The following is a 19,316-nucleotide window of genomic DNA, read 5'->3' as shown; positions in this document are numbered from 1 at the left end:
AGCTTGGCGGACCCCGCCTCAGCCCAGGCCGTTGCGCTTGGCGCGGGCCAGGTCCACGCCCAGCTGCTTGAGCTTGCGGTAGAGGTGGGTGCGCTCCAGACCGGTCTTCTCGGCCACGCGGGTCATGGAGCCGGACTCCTTGGCCAGGTGGTATTCGAAGTAGGCCTTCTCGAACTCGTCGCGCGCCTCGCGCAGGGGGCTGTCGAGGTTGAAGGTCTGCTGCGCCTGCGGGCCCATGGGCAGCGTGGGCATGAGGCCGTTGCCGTTCACCGGGGCCACCCCGTTGACGTGGTGGTGGGTCATGGCCTCTTCGACCGTGACCTCCATGCCCACCAGGCGCGGCGGCACCAGCGCGGCGCCGCCAGGCGCGGCCTTGGGCACCTTGTTCAGGCCCTGGTCCACGGCCTTGAGCAGCTTCTGCAGCGTGATCGGCTTTTCAAGGAAGGCCGAGGCGCCGATGCGCGTGGCCTCGACGGCGGTGTCGATGGTGGCGTGGCCGCTCATCATGATCACCGGCATGGTCAGCAGGCCGGTGCTGCTCCACTCCTTGAGCAGGGTCACGCCATCGGTGTCGGGCATCCAGATGTCGAGCAGCACCAGATCGGGCCGCATCTGCTGGCGCAGCGAACGCGCCTCGGCCGCATTGGCCGCCAGTTCGACGGCGTGGCCTTCGTCGTTGAGGATTTCGGACAGCAGGTCCCGTATGCCCAGTTCGTCGTCTACGACCAGAATCGTTGCCATTGCGTGCGGAGTCCCTCGGTACCTGTTGTCAATTTGCAACTGCGAATGATAACGACACTTGCGCGCCGATGACGCGCCCTTCCGTCACGCGGTTCGACAAGTCCACGCGGCCGCCGTGTTCGTCCATGATCTTCTTGACCACGGCCAGGCCCAGGCCGGTGCCCTTGGCCTTGGTGGTGACGTAGGGCTCGAAGGCCCGTTTGAGGATGTTCTCGCCAAAACCGGGCCCGCTGTCGGACACCACCAGGCGCACCCACTGGCCGCTGTCGGAGCGGCGGGTGCGCAGTACCACCTCGGCGCCGGCCATGCCGCCCATGGCGTCCTGGGCGTTCTGCACCAGGTTGTGGACGATCTGGCGCACCTGCTGGGCGTCGGCGCGCACCTTGGGCAGGTCTTCGGCGAGCTCGCAGCGCACGGGCACGGCGGCGTTGTCGTAGAGGCTGAGGATGTCGCGCACGGCGGCGTTGAGGTCCAGCGGCGCGAGCTGGGCCGCGGGCAGGCGCGCGTAGTCGCGGAATTCGTTGACCAGACGCTTCATGGCCTCGACCTGATCGCCAATAGTGCGCACCGACTTGTCGAGCAGGGCCTGTTCGGGTGGCTGCAGCTTGCCGTCCAGCTTCATGGCCAGGCGCTCGGCCGAGAGCTGGATGGGCGTGAGCGGGTTTTTGATCTCGTGCGCCAGGCGGCGCGCCACCTCGCCCCAGGCCTTGGCGCGCTGGGCCGAAACGACCTCGGACACGTCGTCGAACACCAGCAGGCGCTGGTTGTCGGGCAGCAGGGCACCGCGCGCGATGAGGGTGATGCCCTGCTCGAAGGGCGAGCCCTCGCCCGCGCTGAGTTCGAAGGATTCCTGCCAGTAGCCGCCCTCGTGCGGCGAGTCCTCGGCCAGGAAGCGCTCGAACTGCTGCAGCACGCCGCCAGCGATCTGCTCCAGGCCGGGCACCTGGTCCAGCGGCTGGCCGATGTGCGCGTTCAGCGCGGCGTGCAGGATGCGCGCCGCGCCGGGGTTGGCGCTGAGCAGGTGGCCCCGCTCGTCGAACACCAGCACGCCGGCGGTGAGGTTGTCCAGGATGGTCTGCAGGTTCTCGCGCGCGGCGTCCACCTGCTCCATGCTGTGCTGCACGGCCTCGCGCGCGTCGGACAGGTCCTGCGTCATGAGGGCGAAGGTGCGCGTGAGGCCCGCGAGTTCGTCGCGCGAGGGCAGCGCGGCCTTGGGCGCGAGGTTGCCGGCCGCCACCTCGCGCATGCCCTCGGCCAGCACGATGAGCGGGCGGATCAGCTGGTTGCCCAGCAGCACCGCCAGCAGCACCGCGCCGAACACGGCCAGGAACAGCGCCAGCGTGAGCGTACCGATGTACATGCGGCGCAGGCCGTCGCGCGCCAGCGCGCGCTCCTGGTACTCGCGGTTGGCCACCTGCACGGCCAGCGCGTCCACGATCAGCGCCGAGGGCAGGGCCGCCGAGACCTGCAGGTAGCGCGGCTCGGCGTTGACGGCGAAGCTGGGCGGGTTCACCAACGCCAGCACCTTGATGCGCGCCTGGCCCGCAGCCAGCGCGGCGTGCAGGTCGCCGCCCTCGCCCTCCTCCAGGCCCTCGATCTGCGCGAGCACGCGGTTGGCGCGCGCGTTGCGCAGGGTGGCGGGGCTGGGCCGCTCGGGCGCGAGATCGAAGCGCGAACTGCCCGAGCTGCCCAGGAGCTGGCCGGTGGCGCCGAACAGCACCACGTCGCTGGCGTCGAGCTGCTCGCGCACGCGGTCGAGCGCGAGCACGGCGCCACTGTTGCTCTGGCGAGCCAGGCCGTCGGCGGCCAGGCGGGTCTTGTTCGACAGGTCGGCCACCAGGGTGTCGAGCGTGGTGCGGCCCAGGTTCAGGCCCGCGCCCAGCGCGGACTCCACGCGCACGTCGAACCAGCTTTCGATGGAGCGCGAGACGAACTGGTAGGACACGGTGTAGATGAGCAGCCCGGGCAGGATGCCCACCAGGCCGATGATGGCGGCGAGCTTGACCAGCAGCTGGCTGCCGAACTTGCCGCGCTTGAGGCGCATGAACAGCCGCGCGCCCAGCCACAGGATGACCAGCCCCAGGCCCACGGCGGCGGCCACGTTGATGCCGACCAGCAGCTCGAAGTTGCGCTCGTAGAAGACGCTGTTGCGCGTGCCCAGAGTGAGCAGGAACAGCAACACCATGCCCAGGCCGGTCATGAAGATCAGGCCGGCGACCACCGCCCAGCGGGTGGCGGCGGGCTTGCGCGAGTGGGGCGGGGTGAGGGTGTTCACGGCACGGAGGGCGTGCGGGGTGGCGGCGCGGGGCTCAGCGGGACGGGGATTCGGCGGCGGGCGCCTCACCGCCGGCCTTGGCCTCGGCAGCGGGGGACGTGGCGCGCGGCTCGGCCGGCGCGGGCAGCTCGGGCGTGGCGGCCTCGGGCACGCCCAGCTCGCGCTCCAGCGCCATGGACCATTCTTCCTGGTTGCCCAGGCCAATCTGGAAGGGGCGCGGCAGCAGGCTGAGGTCGAGGCGGAAGCCGAACTCCACCAGGTGGGAGGCGCCCGGCTCCAGCTGCCCCGCGTCGGCGAGCCGCCAGCGCGAGACGCGGCCCACCGCCGCCAGGGCCTCCTCCAGGGTGTCGTGGTTCTGGTGCAAGGCGTAGGGCAGGCCGGCGCCGCCGCCGGTGCCGCCGCCGGCCTCGGTGGAGATGCTGACGCGCCAGCGGCGGGTCAGCGGCTGGTAGGCCAGGCGCAGGGTGCGGGTGGCACCGGCCACGCGCTTGTTCGTCCAGTACCAGCGCTCGCGCAGCACGTCGGCCTGCCAGACAAAGTACAGCGGCACGCCCTTGATCAGGGCGTCCTGCACGGCGCCATGCGGGCTGAGCTCGAAGCGAGCGCTCAGGAACAAGCCGTCGGAGGTGCGCTGCAGGGCGAGCTGCTGCACCTGGGGCGGCTGGGCGCGGGCCAGCGCGAGGGCCAGGCCGACCAGCACCAGCAGCAGCCAATGCCGGGGGCGAAGAAGGCTTCGGACCCGATCAGCCGCCGCGGGCCTTGTCAAAACGTGCGTAGAAAAAGCCGTCCGGTCCACCCGAGGCATTGTCGTTGAACTGTCCGGCACCCCCGGGTGTACCGGGGAACAGATGGCCGGGAGCGGCGCCTGCCCGGGCGTCGGTGTGGCGCTGAAGAAACGCCTCGGCCTGCTCGCTGCCCTCGGCGCGGAACACCGAGCAGGTGGCGTAGAGCAGGCGCCCGCCGGGCCGCAGCAGCGGCCACAGGGCGTCGAGCAGGGCCCGCTGGGTGCCCGCCAGGGCCGCCACGTCGCTGTCGCGGCGCAGCCAGCGCACGTCCGGGTGGCGGCGCACGATGCCCGAGGCCGTGCAGGGGGCGTCGAGCAGGATGGCGTCGAAGGGCCGGCCGTCCCACCAGTCGGCGGGGCGGGCGGCGTCGGCGTGGCGCACCTCGGCCACCAGACCCAGGCGGCGCAGGTTGTCGCTGATGCGGGTGCAGCGCGCGGCGTCGACGTCCAGCGCCAGCAGCTCGGCATCGGCGCGCTCCAGCAGGTGGGCGGTCTTGCCGCCGGGCGCGGCGCAGGCGTCCAGCACGCGCGGGCGCGCGGCGAGCCCGTCAAGCAGCAGCGGCGCGGCCAGCTGGGCGGCCTCGTCCTGCACCGAACAGTGGCCCTCGGCGAAACCGGGGATCTGGTCGACCGGCAGCGGGCGCGCCAGCTCCAGCCCGTCCTCGCCCACGGGCCGGCTGGCCACGCCCTGGTCGGCCAGCGCGCGGGCCAGGGCCTCGCGATCGGTGCGGCGGCGGTTGACCCGCAAGGTCATGGGCCCGGGCCGGTTGTTGGCCAGCAGCAGGCGCTCCCAGTCCGCCGGGTGGTCGCGCCGCAGGCGTTCGATCCACCAGCTCGGGTGGTTCCAGCGCGCCACCGGGTCCTGGGCCAGCGGGGCCTGCAGCGAAGCGGCCTCGCGCAGGTAGCGGCGCAGGCAGGCGTTGAGGAAACCGGCCTGGCGCTGCCAGCGTTTGTCCTTCCGGGCCGCGCGCACGGCCTGGTCGACCACGGTGTGCGCGGCGTAGCTGGCGCCGGGGGCGTCGGGCGCCAGCAGCAGCGCCAGCGCCACGCACATGAGCGAGCGCAGGGGCGGCGGCGGCGCGCGGTCGGCCAGGCGGGCCACCAGCGCCTCGCAGTGGCCCAGCAGGCGCAGGCTGTGAAAGACCAGCGCCTGCACGCCCGGGCGCAGCGGCGCGGGCACGGCCGCGAGTGCGTCGCCCAGGGAGCGGCCCTGGCGCACCGCGAGCACCGCCTGGGCCGCCAGCGCGAGCTGCTCGCTGAGCGCGGGCGCCTGCAGCGACCCGTGCGGTGGCCGCGCGTGGGCACCCGTGTTCATGCGTGCACCACGGTGGGGTCGCCCACCGTGCGCTGCGCCGGCAGTGGCAAGGGGCCCATGTGCCGGCCGTAGATGCGGCGCACCCGCTCGGCCAGCGGCGGGTGCGAGTCGAAGCGGCGCGCGAGCGCGCCATGCCCGTTGCCCACCAGCAGCAGGTGCTGCAGCGAGGGGCCCACCGCGCGCGATGGCAGGCCCTCGCGCTGCTGCGTCATGACCTTGCGCAGCACGCCGCCCAGACCGTCGCGGCTGCGCGTCCACTGCACGGCGCGCGCGTCGGCCAGGTACTCGCGCTGGCGCGACACCGCGGCCTGCAGCGCATGGCCCGCAACCCAGCCGAGCCAGCCCACGCCCATGAGGCACAGGCCCATCAGCGCGCCCATGAAGCGGCGGCCGTCCTCGCCCGGCTCGGCCAGGCGCTGGCCGAGGCGATGGACCATCTCCAGCCCAAACACCATGCCCGCCAGGCGCAGGTTCAGGCGCGTGTCGCCTTCGCCGATGTGACCCAGTTCATGCGCGACCAGGCCCTGCAGCTCCTCGCGCGTGAGGTGGTCGAGCGCGCCCTGGGTGACGGCCACCACCGCGTCCTGCGGCGTCCAGCCGGTGGCGAAGGCGTTGATGGCCTGGTCGCGCGCCACCACCATGGCGGTGGGGCGCGGCAGGCCCGAGGCGATGGACAGCTCGTCGACGATGTTGACGAAGCGCTGCTCGTCGAGCCGGCCCGAGGGCCGGGCCGCGCGCGCGCCCATGCGCTCGGCCAGCCGCACGCCGCCCTGGTGTTCCAGCTGCGAGGTTTCGAGCCACCAGCCGCCCAGCACGAAGAGCAGGGTCACGCCGGTGTTCACGGCCCAGAAGTGCCGCGGGAAGTACCACCCGCCCGCCAGCCAGAGTGGCCCCGACAGCAGCCAGCCCACGGCGAGGGCCGCGTTGACGGCCAGCACCAGCAGCAGCACGGTGAGGCCGAAGGCCGCCACCAGCCGGCGACTGCGCGCGCGCGCTTCGCGCTGAGAGTCGATGAACCGCATGCGCCGCCCGCGTCAGTGTCGGTGGCTCAGAACCGCACCTTGACCGGCTCGCGCTCGGCCTCGCTGGTGGTCGCTTCCAGCATGGCCTGGGGCAGGAAATTGAACAGGCGCGCGACGAGGAGCGTGGGGAACTGCTGCGCGGCGTCGTTGAAGTCGTTGGCCTGGTCGTTGTAGGCCTGGCGCGCGAAGCCGATGCGGTTCTCGGTGCTGGCCAGCTCTTCGCTGAGCTCGCGCATGCTCTGGTCGGCCTTGAGCTCGGGGTAGTTCTCCACCACCGCCATGAGGCGACCGAGCGCGCCACCCAGCAGCTGCTCCGCGCCCGACAGGGTACCCATGACGCCGGGCGCCAGCGGCGCGCTGGCGGCGGCCTGCTCGGCGCTGCGCGCCTGGTTGCGCGCGGCGATCACGGCCTCGAGCGTCTGCGCCTCGTGCTCGAGGTACTTGCGGGCCACTTCGACCAGGTTGGGGATCAGGTCGTGCCGGCGCTTGAGCTGCACGTCGATCTGCGCGAACGCATTGGCGATGCCGTTGCGCAGGCGCACGAGCCGGTTGTAGGCCCCGACCGCCCAGAAGAAGACCAGCAGCGCCGCCAGCAGCAGCACCCATTGCAGAACACCCATCGTGTGTTTCCTCCTCGCTCGCCCGCGATTGGCGGGCGGGGGACTATAGCGCGCGGGGTATGCGCGCCCAAAGAAAAAGCCCCCGGCCTGTCGACCGGGGGCTTGTCGGCGGTGACCGGCGTCGGGCCGCTTACTCGGCGGACTCGCCAGCCGCCGCGTCGGCCTGGTCGGCCGCCAGCGACAGGGCATCGGCCTCGGCGATGGCGCGGCGCTCTTCGTCGTCCATCTTCTCCTTGACCTTGCGCGCCTCGTGGTAGGCCATGCCGGTGCCCGCGGGGATCAGGCGGCCGACGATGACGTTCTCCTTCAGGCCACGCAGCTCATCGCGCTTGCCCATGATGGCCGCTTCGGTCAGCACGCGCGTGGTCTCCTGGAAGGAGGCCGCGGAGATGAACGAGTCGGTCGACAGCGAGGCCTTGGTGATACCGAGCAGCACGTTGCTGTAGGTCGCGGGGATCTTGCCGTCGGCGCGCAGGGCGTCGTTGGTGTTGAGGATCTCCGAGCGCTCCACCTGCTCGCCGCCGATGTAGGACGAATCGCCGGGGTTCTCGACCACGACGCGGCGCAGCATCTGGCGAACGATCACCTCGATGTGCTTGTCGTTGATCTTCACGCCCTGCAGTCGGTAGACGTCCTGCACCTCATCGACGATGTAGCGCGCGAGCTCTTCCATGCCCAGCAGGCGCAGGATGTCCTGCGGATCGGCCGGACCGTCGACGATGCTCTCGCCCTTGTTGACCACCTGGCCTTCGTGCACCAGGATGTTCTTCTCTTTCGGGATGAGCTCTTCCCAGACCTTGCCCTCGGGGTCGGTGATCTGCAGGCGGATCTTGCCCTTGGTCTCCTTGCCGAAGGACACGGTACCGGTCATCTCGGCCAGGATGCCAGCGTCCTTGGGCGAACGCGCCTCGAACAGCTCGGCCACGCGCGGCAGACCACCCGTGATGTCGCGGGTCTTCTGGCCTTCGACCGGGATGCGGGCCAGCACCTCGCCGGGGCCCACGTCCTGGCCGTCGCGCACCTGGATCAGGGCGCCGACCTGGAAGCCGATGGTCACGGCGTGGTCGGTGCCGGGGATCTTCACCTCGCTGCCGGACGCGTCGATCAGCTTGACCTGCGGGCGCACCACCTTCGTGGCGCCGCGGCGCTTGGGATCGATCACCACCAGCGTGGACAGACCGGTCACATCATCGACCTGCTTGGCGACCGTGAGGCCCTCTTCCACGTTCTCGAACTTCACCGTGCCGGCGAATTCCGTGATGATGGGTCGGGTCAGCGGGTCCCAGTTGGCCAGGATGGTGCCGGCCTTGATCTGCTGGTCGGGCTTGATCGCCAGGATGGCGCCGTAGGGCACCTTGTGGCGCTCGCGCTCGCGGCCGTGTTCGTCCTGGATGATGATCTCGCCCGAACGCGCGATCACCACCAGCTCGCCCTTGGAGTTGGTCACGTAGCGCATGGTGGCGTTGAAGCCGATCACGCCGCTGGACTTGGCTTCCACGCTGGAGGCCACCGCCGCGCGCGAGGCCGCGCCGCCGATGTGGAAGGTGCGCATGGTCAGCTGCGTGCCGGGCTCGCCGATCGACTGCGCGGCGATCACGCCCACCGCCTCGCCGATGTTGGCCAGGCCACCGCGGCCGAGGTCGCGGCCGTAGCACTTGGCGCACAGGCCGTAGCGGGTCTCGCAGGTGAGCGCGGTGCGCACCTTGACCTCGTCGACGCCGGCGGCCTCGAGCAGGTCGAGGGTGTCCTCGTCGAGCATTTCGCCCGCGGGCACGAGCTGCTGGCGCGTCTCGGGGTGGATCACTTCCTCGGCCGTGGTGCGGCCCAGGATACGGTCGCGCAGCGACTCGATGACCTCACCGCCCTCGACGATGGCGCGCATCAGCGTGCCGTTGGAGGTGCCGCAGTCCTGGTGGGTGACCACCAGGTCTTGCGTCACGTCCACCAGGCGGCGCGTCAGGTAGCCCGAGTTCGCGGTCTTCAGCGCCGTGTCGGCCAGGCCCTTGCGGGCGCCGTGCGTGGAGATGAAGTACTGCAGCACGTTGAGGCCTTCACGGAAGTTCGCCGTGATGGGGGTCTCGATGATGGAGCCGTCGGGCTTGGCCATCAGGCCGCGCATGCCGGCCAGCTGGCGGATCTGCGCCGCGGAACCGCGGGCGCCCGAGTCGGCCATCATGTAGATGGAGTTGAACGACTCCTGGTCCACTTCCTTGCCGCTGCGGTCCGTGGTCTTCTGCTTGGCCAGCTGGGCCATCATGACCTTGGAGATCTCGTCACCGGCCTTGCCCCAGATGTCGACCACCTTGTTGTAGCGCTCGCCGGCGGTCACCAGACCGGAGGCGTACTGCTGGGCGATTTCCTTCACCTCGGACTCGGCGCGCTCGATGATGCCGCTCTTCTCCTTGGGCACCAGCATGTCGTCGACGGCGATCGAGATGCCCGCGCGCGTGGCCAGGCGGAAGCCGTTCTGCAGCAGCTTGTCGGCGAAGACCACGGTCTCCTTCAGGCCGCATTTGCGGAAGCTCGCGTTGATGAGGCGCGAGATTTCCTTCTTCTTGAGCGGCTTGTCCAGCACCGAGAAGGGCAGGCCCTTCGGCAGGATCTCGGACAGCAGCGCGCGGCCCACGGTGGTGTCGACCAGCTTGAGGCCCGCGACGAATTCGCCGCTGGTCTTGTCCTTGGTCCACTCGACCAGGCGCACGCTCACGCGCGCGGTGAGTTCCACCACGCCGTTGTCCAGCGCGCGCTGCAGCTCGGGCAGGTCCGCGAAGATCATGCCTTCGCCCTTGCCGTTGATCTTCTCGCGCGTGGCGTAGTACAGGCCCAGCACCACGTCCTGCGAGGGCACGATGGAGGGCTCGCCGTTGGCCGGGAACAGCACGTTGTTGGAGGCCAGCATCAGGGTGCGGGCTTCGAGCTGCGCTTCCACGGACAGCGGCACGTGAACGGCCATCTGGTCACCGTCGAAGTCGGCGTTGAAGGCGGCGCAGACCAGCGGGTGCAGCTGGATCGCCTTGCCCTCGATCAGGATGGGCTCGAAGGCCTGGATGCCCAGGCGGTGCAGCGTGGGCGCGCGGTTCAGCAGAACCGGGTGCTCCTTGATGACCTCTTCGAGGATGTCCCACACCACGGGGGTGCCGGCTTCCACTTCCTTCTTCGCGGCCTTGATGGTGGTCGCGATGCCCATGGCTTCCAGGCGCGAGAAGATGAAGGGCTTGAACAGCTCCAGCGCCATCAGCTTGGGCAGGCCGCACTGGTGCAGCTTGAGCGTCGGGCCCACCACGATGACCGAACGGCCCGAGTAGTCGACGCGCTTGCCCAGCAGGTTCTGGCGGAAGCGGCCGCTCTTGCCCTTGATCATGTCGGCCAGGGACTTGAGCGCGCGCTTGTTGGCGCCCGTCATGGCCTTGCCGCGGCGGCCGTTGTCCAGCAGGCTGTCCACGGCTTCCTGCAGCATGCGCTTCTCGTTGCGCGCGATGATCTCGGGCGCCTTGAGTTCGAGCAGGCGCTTCAAGCGGCTGTTGCGGTTGATGACGCGGCGGTACAGGTCGTTGAGGTCGGAGGTCGCGAAGCGGCCGCCGTCCAGCGGCACCAGCGGACGCAGGTCCGGCGGCAGCACGGGCAGCACGTCGAGCACCATCCACTCGGGTTTGATGCCCGAGCGCTTGAAGGCCTCGAGCACCTTCAGGCGCTTGGCGTTCTTCTTGATCTTCAGTTCCGAGCCGGTCAGGTCGTTGCGCAGCTTCTCGATCTCGATGTCGAGGTCGATGTTCTCCAGCAGCTCCTTGATGCCCTCGGCGCCCATCTTGGCGACGAACTCGTCACCGTACTCCTTGCGCTTGGCGTCGAAATCGTCCTCGGACATGATGCCGAACTTCTTCAGCGGGGTCATGCCGGGGTCGGTCACCACGTAGGCCTCGAAGTACAGCACGCGCTCGATGTCGCGCAGCGTCATGTCGAGCACCAGGCCCAGGCGCGACGGCAGCGACTTCAGGAACCAGATGTGCGCGCAGGGCGCGGCCAGGTCGATGTGGCCCATGCGCTCGCGGCGCACCTTGGTCTGGGTCACTTCGACGCCGCACTTCTCGCAGATCACGCCACGGTGCTTCAGGCGCTTGTACTTGCCGCACAGGCACTCGTAGTCCTTGATGGGACCGAAGATCTTGGCGCAGAACAGGCCGTCGCGTTCGGGCTTGAAGGTGCGGTAGTTGATGGTCTCGGGCTTCTTGACTTCACCGAAGGACCAGGAGCGGATTTTTTCCGGCGAGGCCAGGCCGATGCGGATGGCATCGAAATGCTCGTCGGGCGTGAACTGCTTGAACAGGTCGAGCAAGGATTTCATGTGAGCTTTCCTTTACTTCAGTGGATCACGAACGCTCGAGTTCGATGTCGATGCCGAGCGAGCGGATCTCTTTGACCAGCACGTTGAACGACTCGGGCATGCCCGCGTCGATGGTGTGCTCGCCCTTGACGATGGACTCGTACACCTTGGTGCGGCCCTGCACGTCGTCGGACTTGACGGTGAGCATCTCCTGCAGGATGTAGGACGCGCCGTAGGCTTCCAGCGCCCAGACCTCCATCTCGCCGAAACGCTGGCCACCGAACTGCGCCTTGCCGCCCAGCGGCTGCTGGGTGACGAGCGAGTACGGGCCGGTGGAGCGGGCATGCATCTTGTCGTCGACCAGGTGGTGCAGCTTGAGGAAGTGCATGTAGCCCACGGTGGTCTTGCGCTCGAAGGCGTCGCCGGTGCGGCCGTCGTAGAGCTGCGCCTGGGTGCGCGTCTCGGTCAGGCCCTTGATCGCGGCGATGTCGTCCGGGTAGGCCAGCTTGAGCATGGCGCGGATCTCGTCTTCCGAGGCACCGTCGAACACGGGCGACGCGAAGGGCACGCCGTGCTGCAGGTTCTGCGCCATCTCGATGACCTCGGCGTCGGACAGGCCGGCGAAGTCTTCCTTCTTGCCCATGGTGTTGAAGATGGACTCGAGGGTCTGGCGCACCTCCGCCACCTTGGCTTCGCGCTGCAGCATGTCGCCGATGCGCTGGCCCAGGCCCTTGGCGGCCCAGCCCAGGTGCACTTCCAGCACCTGGCCCACGTTCATGCGCGAAGGCACGCCCAGCGGGTTGAGCACCACGTCGGCGGGGGTGCCGTCGGCCATGTGCGGCATGTCCTCCACCGGCACGATCTTGGAGACCACGCCCTTGTTGCCGTGGCGGCCGGCCATCTTGTCGCCGGGCTGCAGGCGGCGCTTGACGGCCAGGTAGACCTTGACCATCTTGAGCACGCCAGCGGGCAGCTCGTCGCCCTGCGTGAGCTTCTTGCGCTTCTCTTCGAACGCGAGGTCGAAGCTGTGGCGCGTCTGCTCCATCGAGTTCTTGATCGACTCGAGCTGCGCGGCCACGTTGTCGTCCGCCGGGCGGATGTCGAACCAGTGGTACTTCTCGACATCGGCCAGGTAGGCCTTGTCGATGGTGGTGCCTTTGGCCAGCTTCTTCGGACCGCCGTTGGCGACCTTGCCCACCAGCAGCTTCTCGATGCGGTCGAAGGCGTCGGCCTCGACGATGCGCAGCTGGTCGTTGAGGTCGAGGCGGAAGCGCTTGAGCTCGTCGTCGATGATCTGCTGGGCGCGCTTGTCGCGCTGGATGCCTTCACGGGTGAAGACCTGCACGTCGATCACCGTGCCCTGCGAGCCCTGTTCGACGCGCAGCGAGGTGTCCTTCACGTCGGAGGCCTTCTCGCCGAAGATCGCGCGCAGCAGTTTCTCTTCGGGCGTGAGCGTGGTCTCGCCCTTGGGCGTGACCTTGCCGACCAGCACGTCGCCGGGCAGCACCTCGGCGCCCACGTAGATGATGCCGGACTCGTCCAGGCGGTTGAGCTGCTGCTCGGCCAGGTTCGGGATGTCGCGGGTGATTTCCTCGGCGCCCAGCTTGGTGTCGCGCGCCATCACCACCAGCTCCTCGATGTGGATGCTGGTGTAGCGGTCGTCGGCCACCACGCGTTCGCTGATGAGGATCGAGTCCTCGAAGTTGTACCCGTTCCAGGGCATGAAGGCGATCAGCATGTTCTGGCCGATCGAGATCTCGCCGAGGTCGGTGGACGCGCCGTCCGCGATCACGTCACCCTTGGCCAGCTTGTCGCCCTTCTTGACGATGGGGCGCTGGTGGATGTTGGTGTTCTGGTTGGAGCGCTGGTACTTGATGAGGTTGTAGATGTCCACGCCCACTTCGCCGGCCACCGCTTCCTCGTCGTTGACGCGGATCACGATGCGGGTGGCGTCGACGTAGTCGACCACGCCACCGCGGGTGGCCGTCACCACCGTGCCGGAGTCGACCGCGGCCACGCGCTCGATGCCGGTGCCCACAAAGGGCTTCTCGGGGCGCAGCACGGGCACGGCCTGGCGCGACATGTTGGCGCCCATCAGCGCGCGGTTGGCGTCGTCGTGCTCCAGGAAGGGCACCAGCGAGGCGGCCACCGACACGATCTGCGCCGGCGACACGTCCATGTACTGGATGGTGTCGGGGCCGGTCAGGATGGATTCGCCCTTCTCGCGCGCGGAGACCAGCTCGCCCACCAGGCGGCCGTCCTTGTCGAGCGCCGCGTTGGCCTGCGCGATGACGTACTTGCCTTCCTCGATGGCCGACAGGTAGTCGATCTGGTTCGTGACCTGGCCATCCACCACGCGGCGGTACGGCGTCTCGATGAAACCGTACTCGTTGAGGCGGGCGTACAGGGCCAGCGAGTTGATCAGGCCGATGTTCGGACCTTCAGGCGTTTCGATCGGGCAGACGCGGCCGTAGTGCGTGACGTGCACGTCGCGCACCTCGAAGCCGGCGCGCTCGCGCGTCAGACCGCCCGGGCCCAGGGCCGAAACGCGGCGCTTGTGCGTGATCTCGGCCAGCGGGTTGGTCTGGTCCATGAACTGCGACAGCTGCGAGGCACCGAAGAACTCCTTGAGCGCCGCGGAGATCGGCTTGGAGTTGATCAGGTCGTGCGGCATCAGCGGCTCTTGCTCGGCCTGACCCAGACGCTCTTTCACGGCCTTCTCGATGCGGGCGAGGCCGGTGCGGTACTGGTTCTCAGCCAGTTCGCCGACGCAGCGCACGCGGCGGTTGCCCAGGTGGTCGATGTCGTCGACTTCGCCACGGCCGTTGCGCAGGTCCACGAGGATCTTGACCACGGCCAGGATGTCGTCGTTGGACAGCACCATGGGGCCGGTGGCCTCGTCGCGGCCCACGCGGGCGTTGAACTTCATGCGGCCCACGCGCGAGAGGTCGTAGGTGTCCGGGTTGTAGAACAGGCGGTGGAACAGGGCCTGCACCGCGTCCTCGGTCGGCGGCTCGCCGGGGCGCATCATGCGGTAGATGGCCACGCGCGCGGCGAATTCGTCGGCGGTCTCGTCGATGCGCAGGGTCTGGCTGATGTAGGCGCCCTGGTCCAGCTCGTTGGTGTAGATGCAGGCCAGTTCCTGGATGGCGGCGGCGCGCAGCTTCTTGAGCAGGGCTTCGGTGATTTCCTCGTTGGCCTTGGCGATGATCTCGCCGCTGTCCGGGTCAACGATGTTCTTGGCCACCACGCGGCCGATGAGGAAGTCCTCGGGCACGCTCACGTGCGTGGTGCCCGACTGCTCCAGCTCGCGCGTGTGGCGCGCGGTGATGCGCTTGTCCTTGGCCACCACCACCTTGCCCGACTTGTCGGTGATGTCGAAGCGCGCCACTTCGCCGCGCAGGCGCTCGGGCACGAAGGCCATCTGCGCGCCGCTGTCCATGATGCGGAAGTGGTCGTTGACGAAGAAGTTCGCCAGGATGGTTTCCGGCGTCAGGCCGATGGCCTTGAGCAGGATCGTGACCGGCATCTTGCGGCGACGGTCGACGCGGAAGAACAGCACGTCCTTCGGATCGAATTCGAAGTCCAGCCAGGAGCCGCGGTAGGGAATGATGCGGGCCGAGAACAGCAGCTTGCCCGAGCTGTGCGTCTTGCCCTTGTCGTGTTCGAAGAAGACACCCGGCGAGCGGTGCAGCTGCGAGACGATCACGCGCTCCGTGCCGTTGATGATGAAGGAGCCCTTGTCGGTCATGAGCGGCACTTCGCCCATGTAGACCTCTTGCTCCTTCACTTCCTTGACCACCTTGGACTGCGGCGTGGAGGACTCGCGGTCGTAGATGATGAGCTGCACGCGGGCGCGCACGGCGGACGCGAAGGTCAGGCCGCGCGTCTGGCACTCACGCACGTCGAACGCGGGCTTGGCCAGGTTGTATTCCACGAACTTCATCTCGACAAAACCGTTGTGCGAGACGATCGGGAAGGCGGCGGTGAATGCGGCCTGAAGGCCTTCGGTGGTGCGCTGCTTGGGGATCACGTCCGCCTGCAGGAAGGCGGTGTAGGCATCCTTCTGCATCTGCAGCAGATAAGGGATGGCGAGCACGTTCTCGCGCGTGCCGAAACTCTTTCGGATGCGCTTGCGTTCGGTGTATGAGTACTTCGATGCCATGAGATCTCCGGGCTTGAGGTCTTGGCGACTGTCGGTCAGCGGCGCGCTGCGCTGACGAGCTTGGTGGCTGGCCTCTACCAACCGATGGCGGACGGCCCGCGCGTTGCACGCGGGCCCGAACCAAGTGGTCTTCTGCAGTCGGGTTCAGAAGACACTTGGAAGCGCTGCGCGGCAGCGATTCCAGGTGCGCTCTGAAAGCGCAAAGGGCAGGTCACGCAACCTGCCCGGTGTAAATCGGATGCGGGCCGTCGCGAGCGGCCCGAGGTCGGTGCGAGGAGCGCAACCGTACTGATGTACGGTGAGCACCGCCGCGCCGAGATCGGGTCGCGCAGTAGGCCCGGGCCGATTTACTTCAGCTCGGCCTTGGCGCCGGCTTCCACCAGCTTCTTCACGGCGGCTTCGGCGTCGGCCTTGGCGATGCCTTCCTTCACGTTCTTCGGCGCGCCGTCGACCAGGTCCTTGGCTTCCTTCAGACCCAGGCCGGTGATTTCGCGCACGGCCTTGATCACGGCGACCTTGTTGGCACCGGCTTCGGCCAGCACCACGTTGAATTCGGTCTTCTCTTCCGCGGCGGCGGCGGCGCCACCACCCGCGCCACCGGCGGCCGGGGCGGCCATGGCGGCGGCGCTCACGCCGAACTTCTCTTCGATGGCTTTCACCAGGTCGTTGAGTTCCATGACGGACATGCTGTCCAGGGCCGTCAGAAATGCGTCTTTATCGAATGCCATTTGAATTTCCAATCAATCGGTTGATGTTTGCGGGAAGCTGCGACCGTCAGGCGGCAGCCGTTTCGCCTTCGCCTTTTTTCTTGGCCAGCGCGCCGAGCACCACCGCGGTGCGCGAGATCGGCGACTTGAGCAGGCCACAAAGCTGCGCGAGCAGAACCTCTTTCGAGGGGATGCTGGCGAGCTGCTTCACACCGTCGACGTCCAGGGCCTTGCCCGCGTAGACACCGCCGCGGATGACCAGCTTGTCGTTGGTCTTCGCGAACTCGGCCACCACTTTCGCGGCGGCCACGGCGTCTTCGGAGAAGCCGTAGACGAGCGGACCGGTCATCTTGTCGGCCACCACCTCGAACGGGCTGCCGGCGACCGCACGGCGGGCCAGGGTGTTTTTCAACACACTCAGGCTCACGCCGCTGTTGCGGGCGCTCACGCGCAGCTTGTCCATGGAGGCAACCGTGATGCCGCGGTACTCCGCCATCACGAGGGTTTGAGCTTTGGCGGCGAGGCCGGTCACTTCGGTGATGACCGCTTCTTTCTCACTGCGATTCAGACTCAAGGTTCACTCCTTCAATGTGCGGGGGTGTCACCACCCGCCACACGCCTCATTGCAGCGATCAACCGTTGCAGGACACTCTCGAATCCTTCAGCGGCGGGATCGCCATCTGCGTTGGCCTTGACGATTAAGCCGACCCGCGAGGGCCGGCGCCAACGGTCTTGGATGGCTTCACGGTGCACCCGAAGGCGCGCCGCGAACCCACCACACCCGGGCGCCCCAGGGCGCCCGAATTCATCACGCCGAGATGGTCTGGGTGTCCACGCGGACACCGACACCCATCGTCGACGACACGGCCACCTTGCGCAGGTAGATGCCCTTGCTGGTGGCCGGCTTGGCCTTGTTCAGCGCGTCGAGCAGCGCCACCAGGTTGCCCTGGAGTTGCGCGGCGTCGAACGAGCGGCGGCCGATCGTGCCGTGCACGATGCCGGCCTTGTCGACGCGGAACTGCACTTGGCCGGCCTTGGCGTTCTTCACCGCGGTGGCCACGTCGGGCGTCACGGTGCCGACCTTGGGGTTGGGCATCAGGCCGCGCGGGCCGAGCACCTGGCCCAAGGTACCCACGATGCGCATGGCATCGGGGGAGGCGATCACGACGTCGAAGTTCATGTTGCCGGCCTTGATGTCGGCCGCCAGGTCGTCCATGCCGACGATGTCGGCACCGGCGGCCTTGGCCTCTTCGGCCTTGGCGCCCTGGGCGAACACCGCCACGCGCTTGGTCTTGCCGGTGCCGTTGGGCATCACGACGGCGCCACGCACCACCTGGTCGGACTTCTTCGCGTCCACGCCGAGCTGGATCGCCACGTCGATGGACTCATCGAACTTGGCGGTGGCGGCTTCCTTGACGATCTTCAGCGCGTCGGCCAGCGGGTACAGCTTGGTGCTGTCGACCTTGCCTTCGAGCGCTTTCTGTTTTTTGGTGAGCTTGGCCATTTACACGCCCTCCACGATCACGCCCATCGAACGGGCAGAACCGGCGATGGTCTTGACGGCCGCGTCCAGATCGGCGGCGGTCATGTCTTTCATCTTGGTCTTGGCGATTTCCTCGAGCTGGGCCCGGGTGATCTTGCCGACCTTGTTCTTGTTGGGCACCGACGAGCCCTTGTCGAGCTTGATGGCCTTCTTGATCAAGGTGGTCGCCGGCGGCGTCTTGATGATGAAGGTGAAGCTCTTGTCCGCGAACGCGGTGATCACCACCGGCAGCGGCAGGCCCGGCTCCACACCCTGGGTCTGCGCGTTGAACGCCTTGCAGAACTCCATGATGTTGAGGCCGCGCTGACCCAGCGCCGGACCGATCGGGGGGGAGGGGTTGGCCTTACCAGCTGGCACCTGCAGCTTGATGAAGCCGACGATTTTCTTCGCCATTTTTCAGCTCCTGCGAGTGCAAACGGTGGGCTTGACACCACCTCCTCGCGGTTGGGACCCGGTAAGGACAACAGCGCAGGTGTCGGGCCGGCCCACCTGCGCCTGAAAGGGCATCAGGTCTTCTCGACCTGGCTGAATTCGAGCTCGACGGGCGTGGCGCGACCGAAGATGGTCACCGACACGCGCATCTTGTTCTTCTCGTAGTTGACTTCCTCGACCGTGCCGTTGAAGTCGGTGAACGGGCCTTCCTTGACGCGCACGTACTCGCCGACGACGAACTCCACCTTGTGGCGGGGCTTGTCGGTGCCTTCCTGCATCTGGCTGACGATCTTCTGCACGTCCTCTTCGGAGATGGCCACCGGGCGGTTCTTGGCACCGCCCACGAAGCCCGTCACCTTGTTGGTGTGCTTGATCAGGTGCCAGGTGTCGTCGTCCATCACCATTTCCACCAGCACGTAGCCGGGGAAGAACTTGCGCTCGGTGGTGCGCTTCTGGCCGTTCTTGACCTCGACCACCTCTTCAGTCGGCACCAGGATGCGGCCGAACTTGCTTTGCATGCCGGCGCGCGTGATGCGCTCGATGATGTTGCGCTCGGCCGCCTTTTCCATGCCCGAGTAGGCGTGCACGACGTACCAGCGCATGCCTTCGGCGGGCGCCAGCGTGGCCAGGGGGCTGTGTTCTTCGGTCATCGCTTATTTCCTCCAGCCCAGGATCAGGTCGTAGAAGACCCACTCCAGGGTCTTGTCCGTCAGCCACAGGAACAAGGCCATCACCACCACGAAGGCGAAGACATAGGCCGTCATCTGCATGGCCTCCTTGCGGGCGGGCCAGACGACCTTCTTGACTTCCTTCCACGAATCGCGGCCAAAGGCGATGAGCTGGCGGCCCGACTCGGACGCCACGAACACCCCGACGGCCGCCGCGAGCGCCACCAGCAGGGCGCCCCACTGCGCCAACGCGCCACGGCCCGTGAGCAGGTAGAAGGCCACGAAACCGACGACCACGAGCGCGACGGCCAAGGCAAGCTTGGCCTTGTCGGCACCGGAGTGAACGGTTTGAACGTCGGAGGAAGCCATGTGGACTAAGACTAAGGTTTTCGAACAGCGCGCCTCAAGCCACCGAGGCATGAGACACGCAAGCCCACCAGAGGTCTTGACGACTTCGGTGGGCTTGTGGCGCACGAGACAGAGAGCGTTGTTGGGCTCTTTCGGTTCCTGTCAGGTGGCAGGGGCAGAGGGAATCGAACCCCCAACCTTCGGTTTTGGAGACCGACGCTCTGCCAATTGAGCTATACCCCTACGTTGCTTTCTCTGCCCGGGCGGACCCGAACCGATTACTCGATGATCTTGGCCACGACGCCGGCGCCGACGGTGCGGCCGCCTTCGCGGATGGCAAAGCGCAGGCCTTCTTCCATGGCGATGGGCGCGATC

The 19,316-nt window shown here is 67.9% G+C and carries 15 protein-coding genes and 1 tRNA gene; all 16 read right to left on the bottom strand.

Translation table 11 applies throughout. From position 1 onward, the window contains the following. Positions 1–18 precede the first annotated feature (18 nt). Positions 19–741, bottom strand: coding sequence for a response regulator (locus tag DY262_RS08730; protein ID WP_116958550.1), 723 nt, complete (start codon positions 739–741; stop codon positions 19–21). A gap of 28 nt (positions 742–769) precedes the next feature. After that, positions 770–3,016 (bottom strand): sensor histidine kinase, encoded by a 2,247-nt coding sequence (locus DY262_RS08725; RefSeq protein ID WP_116958549.1) that lies wholly within the window; start codon positions 3,014–3,016, stop codon positions 770–772. A gap of 34 nt (positions 3,017–3,050) precedes the next feature. Then, a complete protein-coding gene (locus DY262_RS08720; protein ID WP_245980901.1) occupies positions 3,051–3,716 on the bottom strand; it encodes a DUF4390 domain-containing protein in 666 nt (221 codons plus the stop codon). A 43-nt stretch (positions 3,717–3,759) separates the two neighbouring features. Then, a complete protein-coding gene (gene rsmB / locus DY262_RS08715) occupies positions 3,760–5,115 on the bottom strand; it encodes a 16S rRNA (cytosine(967)-C(5))-methyltransferase RsmB (protein ID WP_116958548.1) in 1,356 nt (451 codons plus the stop codon). After that, a complete protein-coding gene (locus DY262_RS08710; RefSeq protein WP_116958547.1) occupies positions 5,112–6,137 on the bottom strand; it encodes a M48 family metalloprotease in 1,026 nt (341 codons plus the stop codon). The genes rsmB and DY262_RS08710 overlap by 4 nt, the downstream gene beginning before the upstream one ends. 26 nt (positions 6,138–6,163) lie before the next feature. Further along, a complete protein-coding gene (locus DY262_RS08705) occupies positions 6,164–6,757 on the bottom strand; it encodes a LemA family protein (RefSeq protein ID WP_116958546.1) in 594 nt (197 codons plus the stop codon). A 130-nt stretch (positions 6,758–6,887) separates the two neighbouring features. Then, complete coding sequence (rpoC, locus tag DY262_RS08700; RefSeq protein WP_116958545.1) at positions 6,888–11,099, bottom strand: DNA-directed RNA polymerase subunit beta'; 4,212 nt, start codon at positions 11,097–11,099, stop codon at positions 6,888–6,890. A gap of 25 nt (positions 11,100–11,124) precedes the next feature. Then, a complete protein-coding gene (rpoB, locus tag DY262_RS08695; protein WP_116958544.1) occupies positions 11,125–15,243 on the bottom strand; it encodes a DNA-directed RNA polymerase subunit beta in 4,119 nt (1,372 codons plus the stop codon). Positions 15,244–15,590: 347 nt separating this feature from the next. Next, a complete protein-coding gene (rplL, locus tag DY262_RS08690) occupies positions 15,591–15,971 on the bottom strand; it encodes a 50S ribosomal protein L7/L12 (protein WP_070400496.1) in 381 nt (126 codons plus the stop codon). A gap of 46 nt (positions 15,972–16,017) precedes the next feature. After that, entirely contained in the window at positions 16,018–16,524 is a 507-nt protein-coding gene (gene rplJ / locus DY262_RS08685; RefSeq protein WP_116958543.1) for a 50S ribosomal protein L10, read from the bottom strand. Positions 16,525–16,758: 234 nt separating this feature from the next. Continuing rightward, on the bottom strand, positions 16,759–17,454 hold the full coding sequence (rplA, locus tag DY262_RS08680) for a 50S ribosomal protein L1 (RefSeq protein WP_116958542.1): 696 nt from the start codon (positions 17,452–17,454) through the stop codon (positions 16,759–16,761). Continuing rightward, entirely contained in the window at positions 17,455–17,886 is a 432-nt protein-coding gene (gene rplK, locus DY262_RS08675; RefSeq protein ID WP_070400499.1) for a 50S ribosomal protein L11, read from the bottom strand. It abuts the gene before it with no gap. A 113-nt stretch (positions 17,887–17,999) separates the two neighbouring features. Continuing rightward, complete coding sequence (gene nusG / locus DY262_RS08670; protein WP_116958541.1) at positions 18,000–18,575, bottom strand: transcription termination/antitermination protein NusG; 576 nt, start codon at positions 18,573–18,575, stop codon at positions 18,000–18,002. A 3-nt stretch (positions 18,576–18,578) separates the two neighbouring features. Further along, the gene (gene secE, locus DY262_RS08665) at positions 18,579–18,962 is read right to left on the bottom strand and encodes a preprotein translocase subunit SecE (RefSeq protein ID WP_116958540.1); all 384 of its coding nucleotides are present in this window, start codon (positions 18,960–18,962) and stop codon (positions 18,579–18,581) included. A gap of 146 nt (positions 18,963–19,108) precedes the next feature. Then, positions 19,109–19,184 (bottom strand) — tRNA-Trp (locus tag DY262_RS08660). A gap of 35 nt (positions 19,185–19,219) precedes the next feature. Continuing rightward, the coding region (locus DY262_RS08655) for an EF-Tu C-terminal domain-related protein (protein ID WP_078453405.1) at positions 19,220–19,316 on the bottom strand (97 nt) is incomplete at its 5' end.

It is taken from the genome of Hydrogenophaga borbori, from assembly GCF_003417535.1.
GTDB lineage: Bacteria > Pseudomonadota > Gammaproteobacteria > Burkholderiales > Burkholderiaceae_C > Hydrogenophaga > Hydrogenophaga borbori.
The sequence above is the reverse complement of the archived record's forward strand: the minus strand, read 5'-3'. Positions and strand labels throughout refer to the sequence as shown.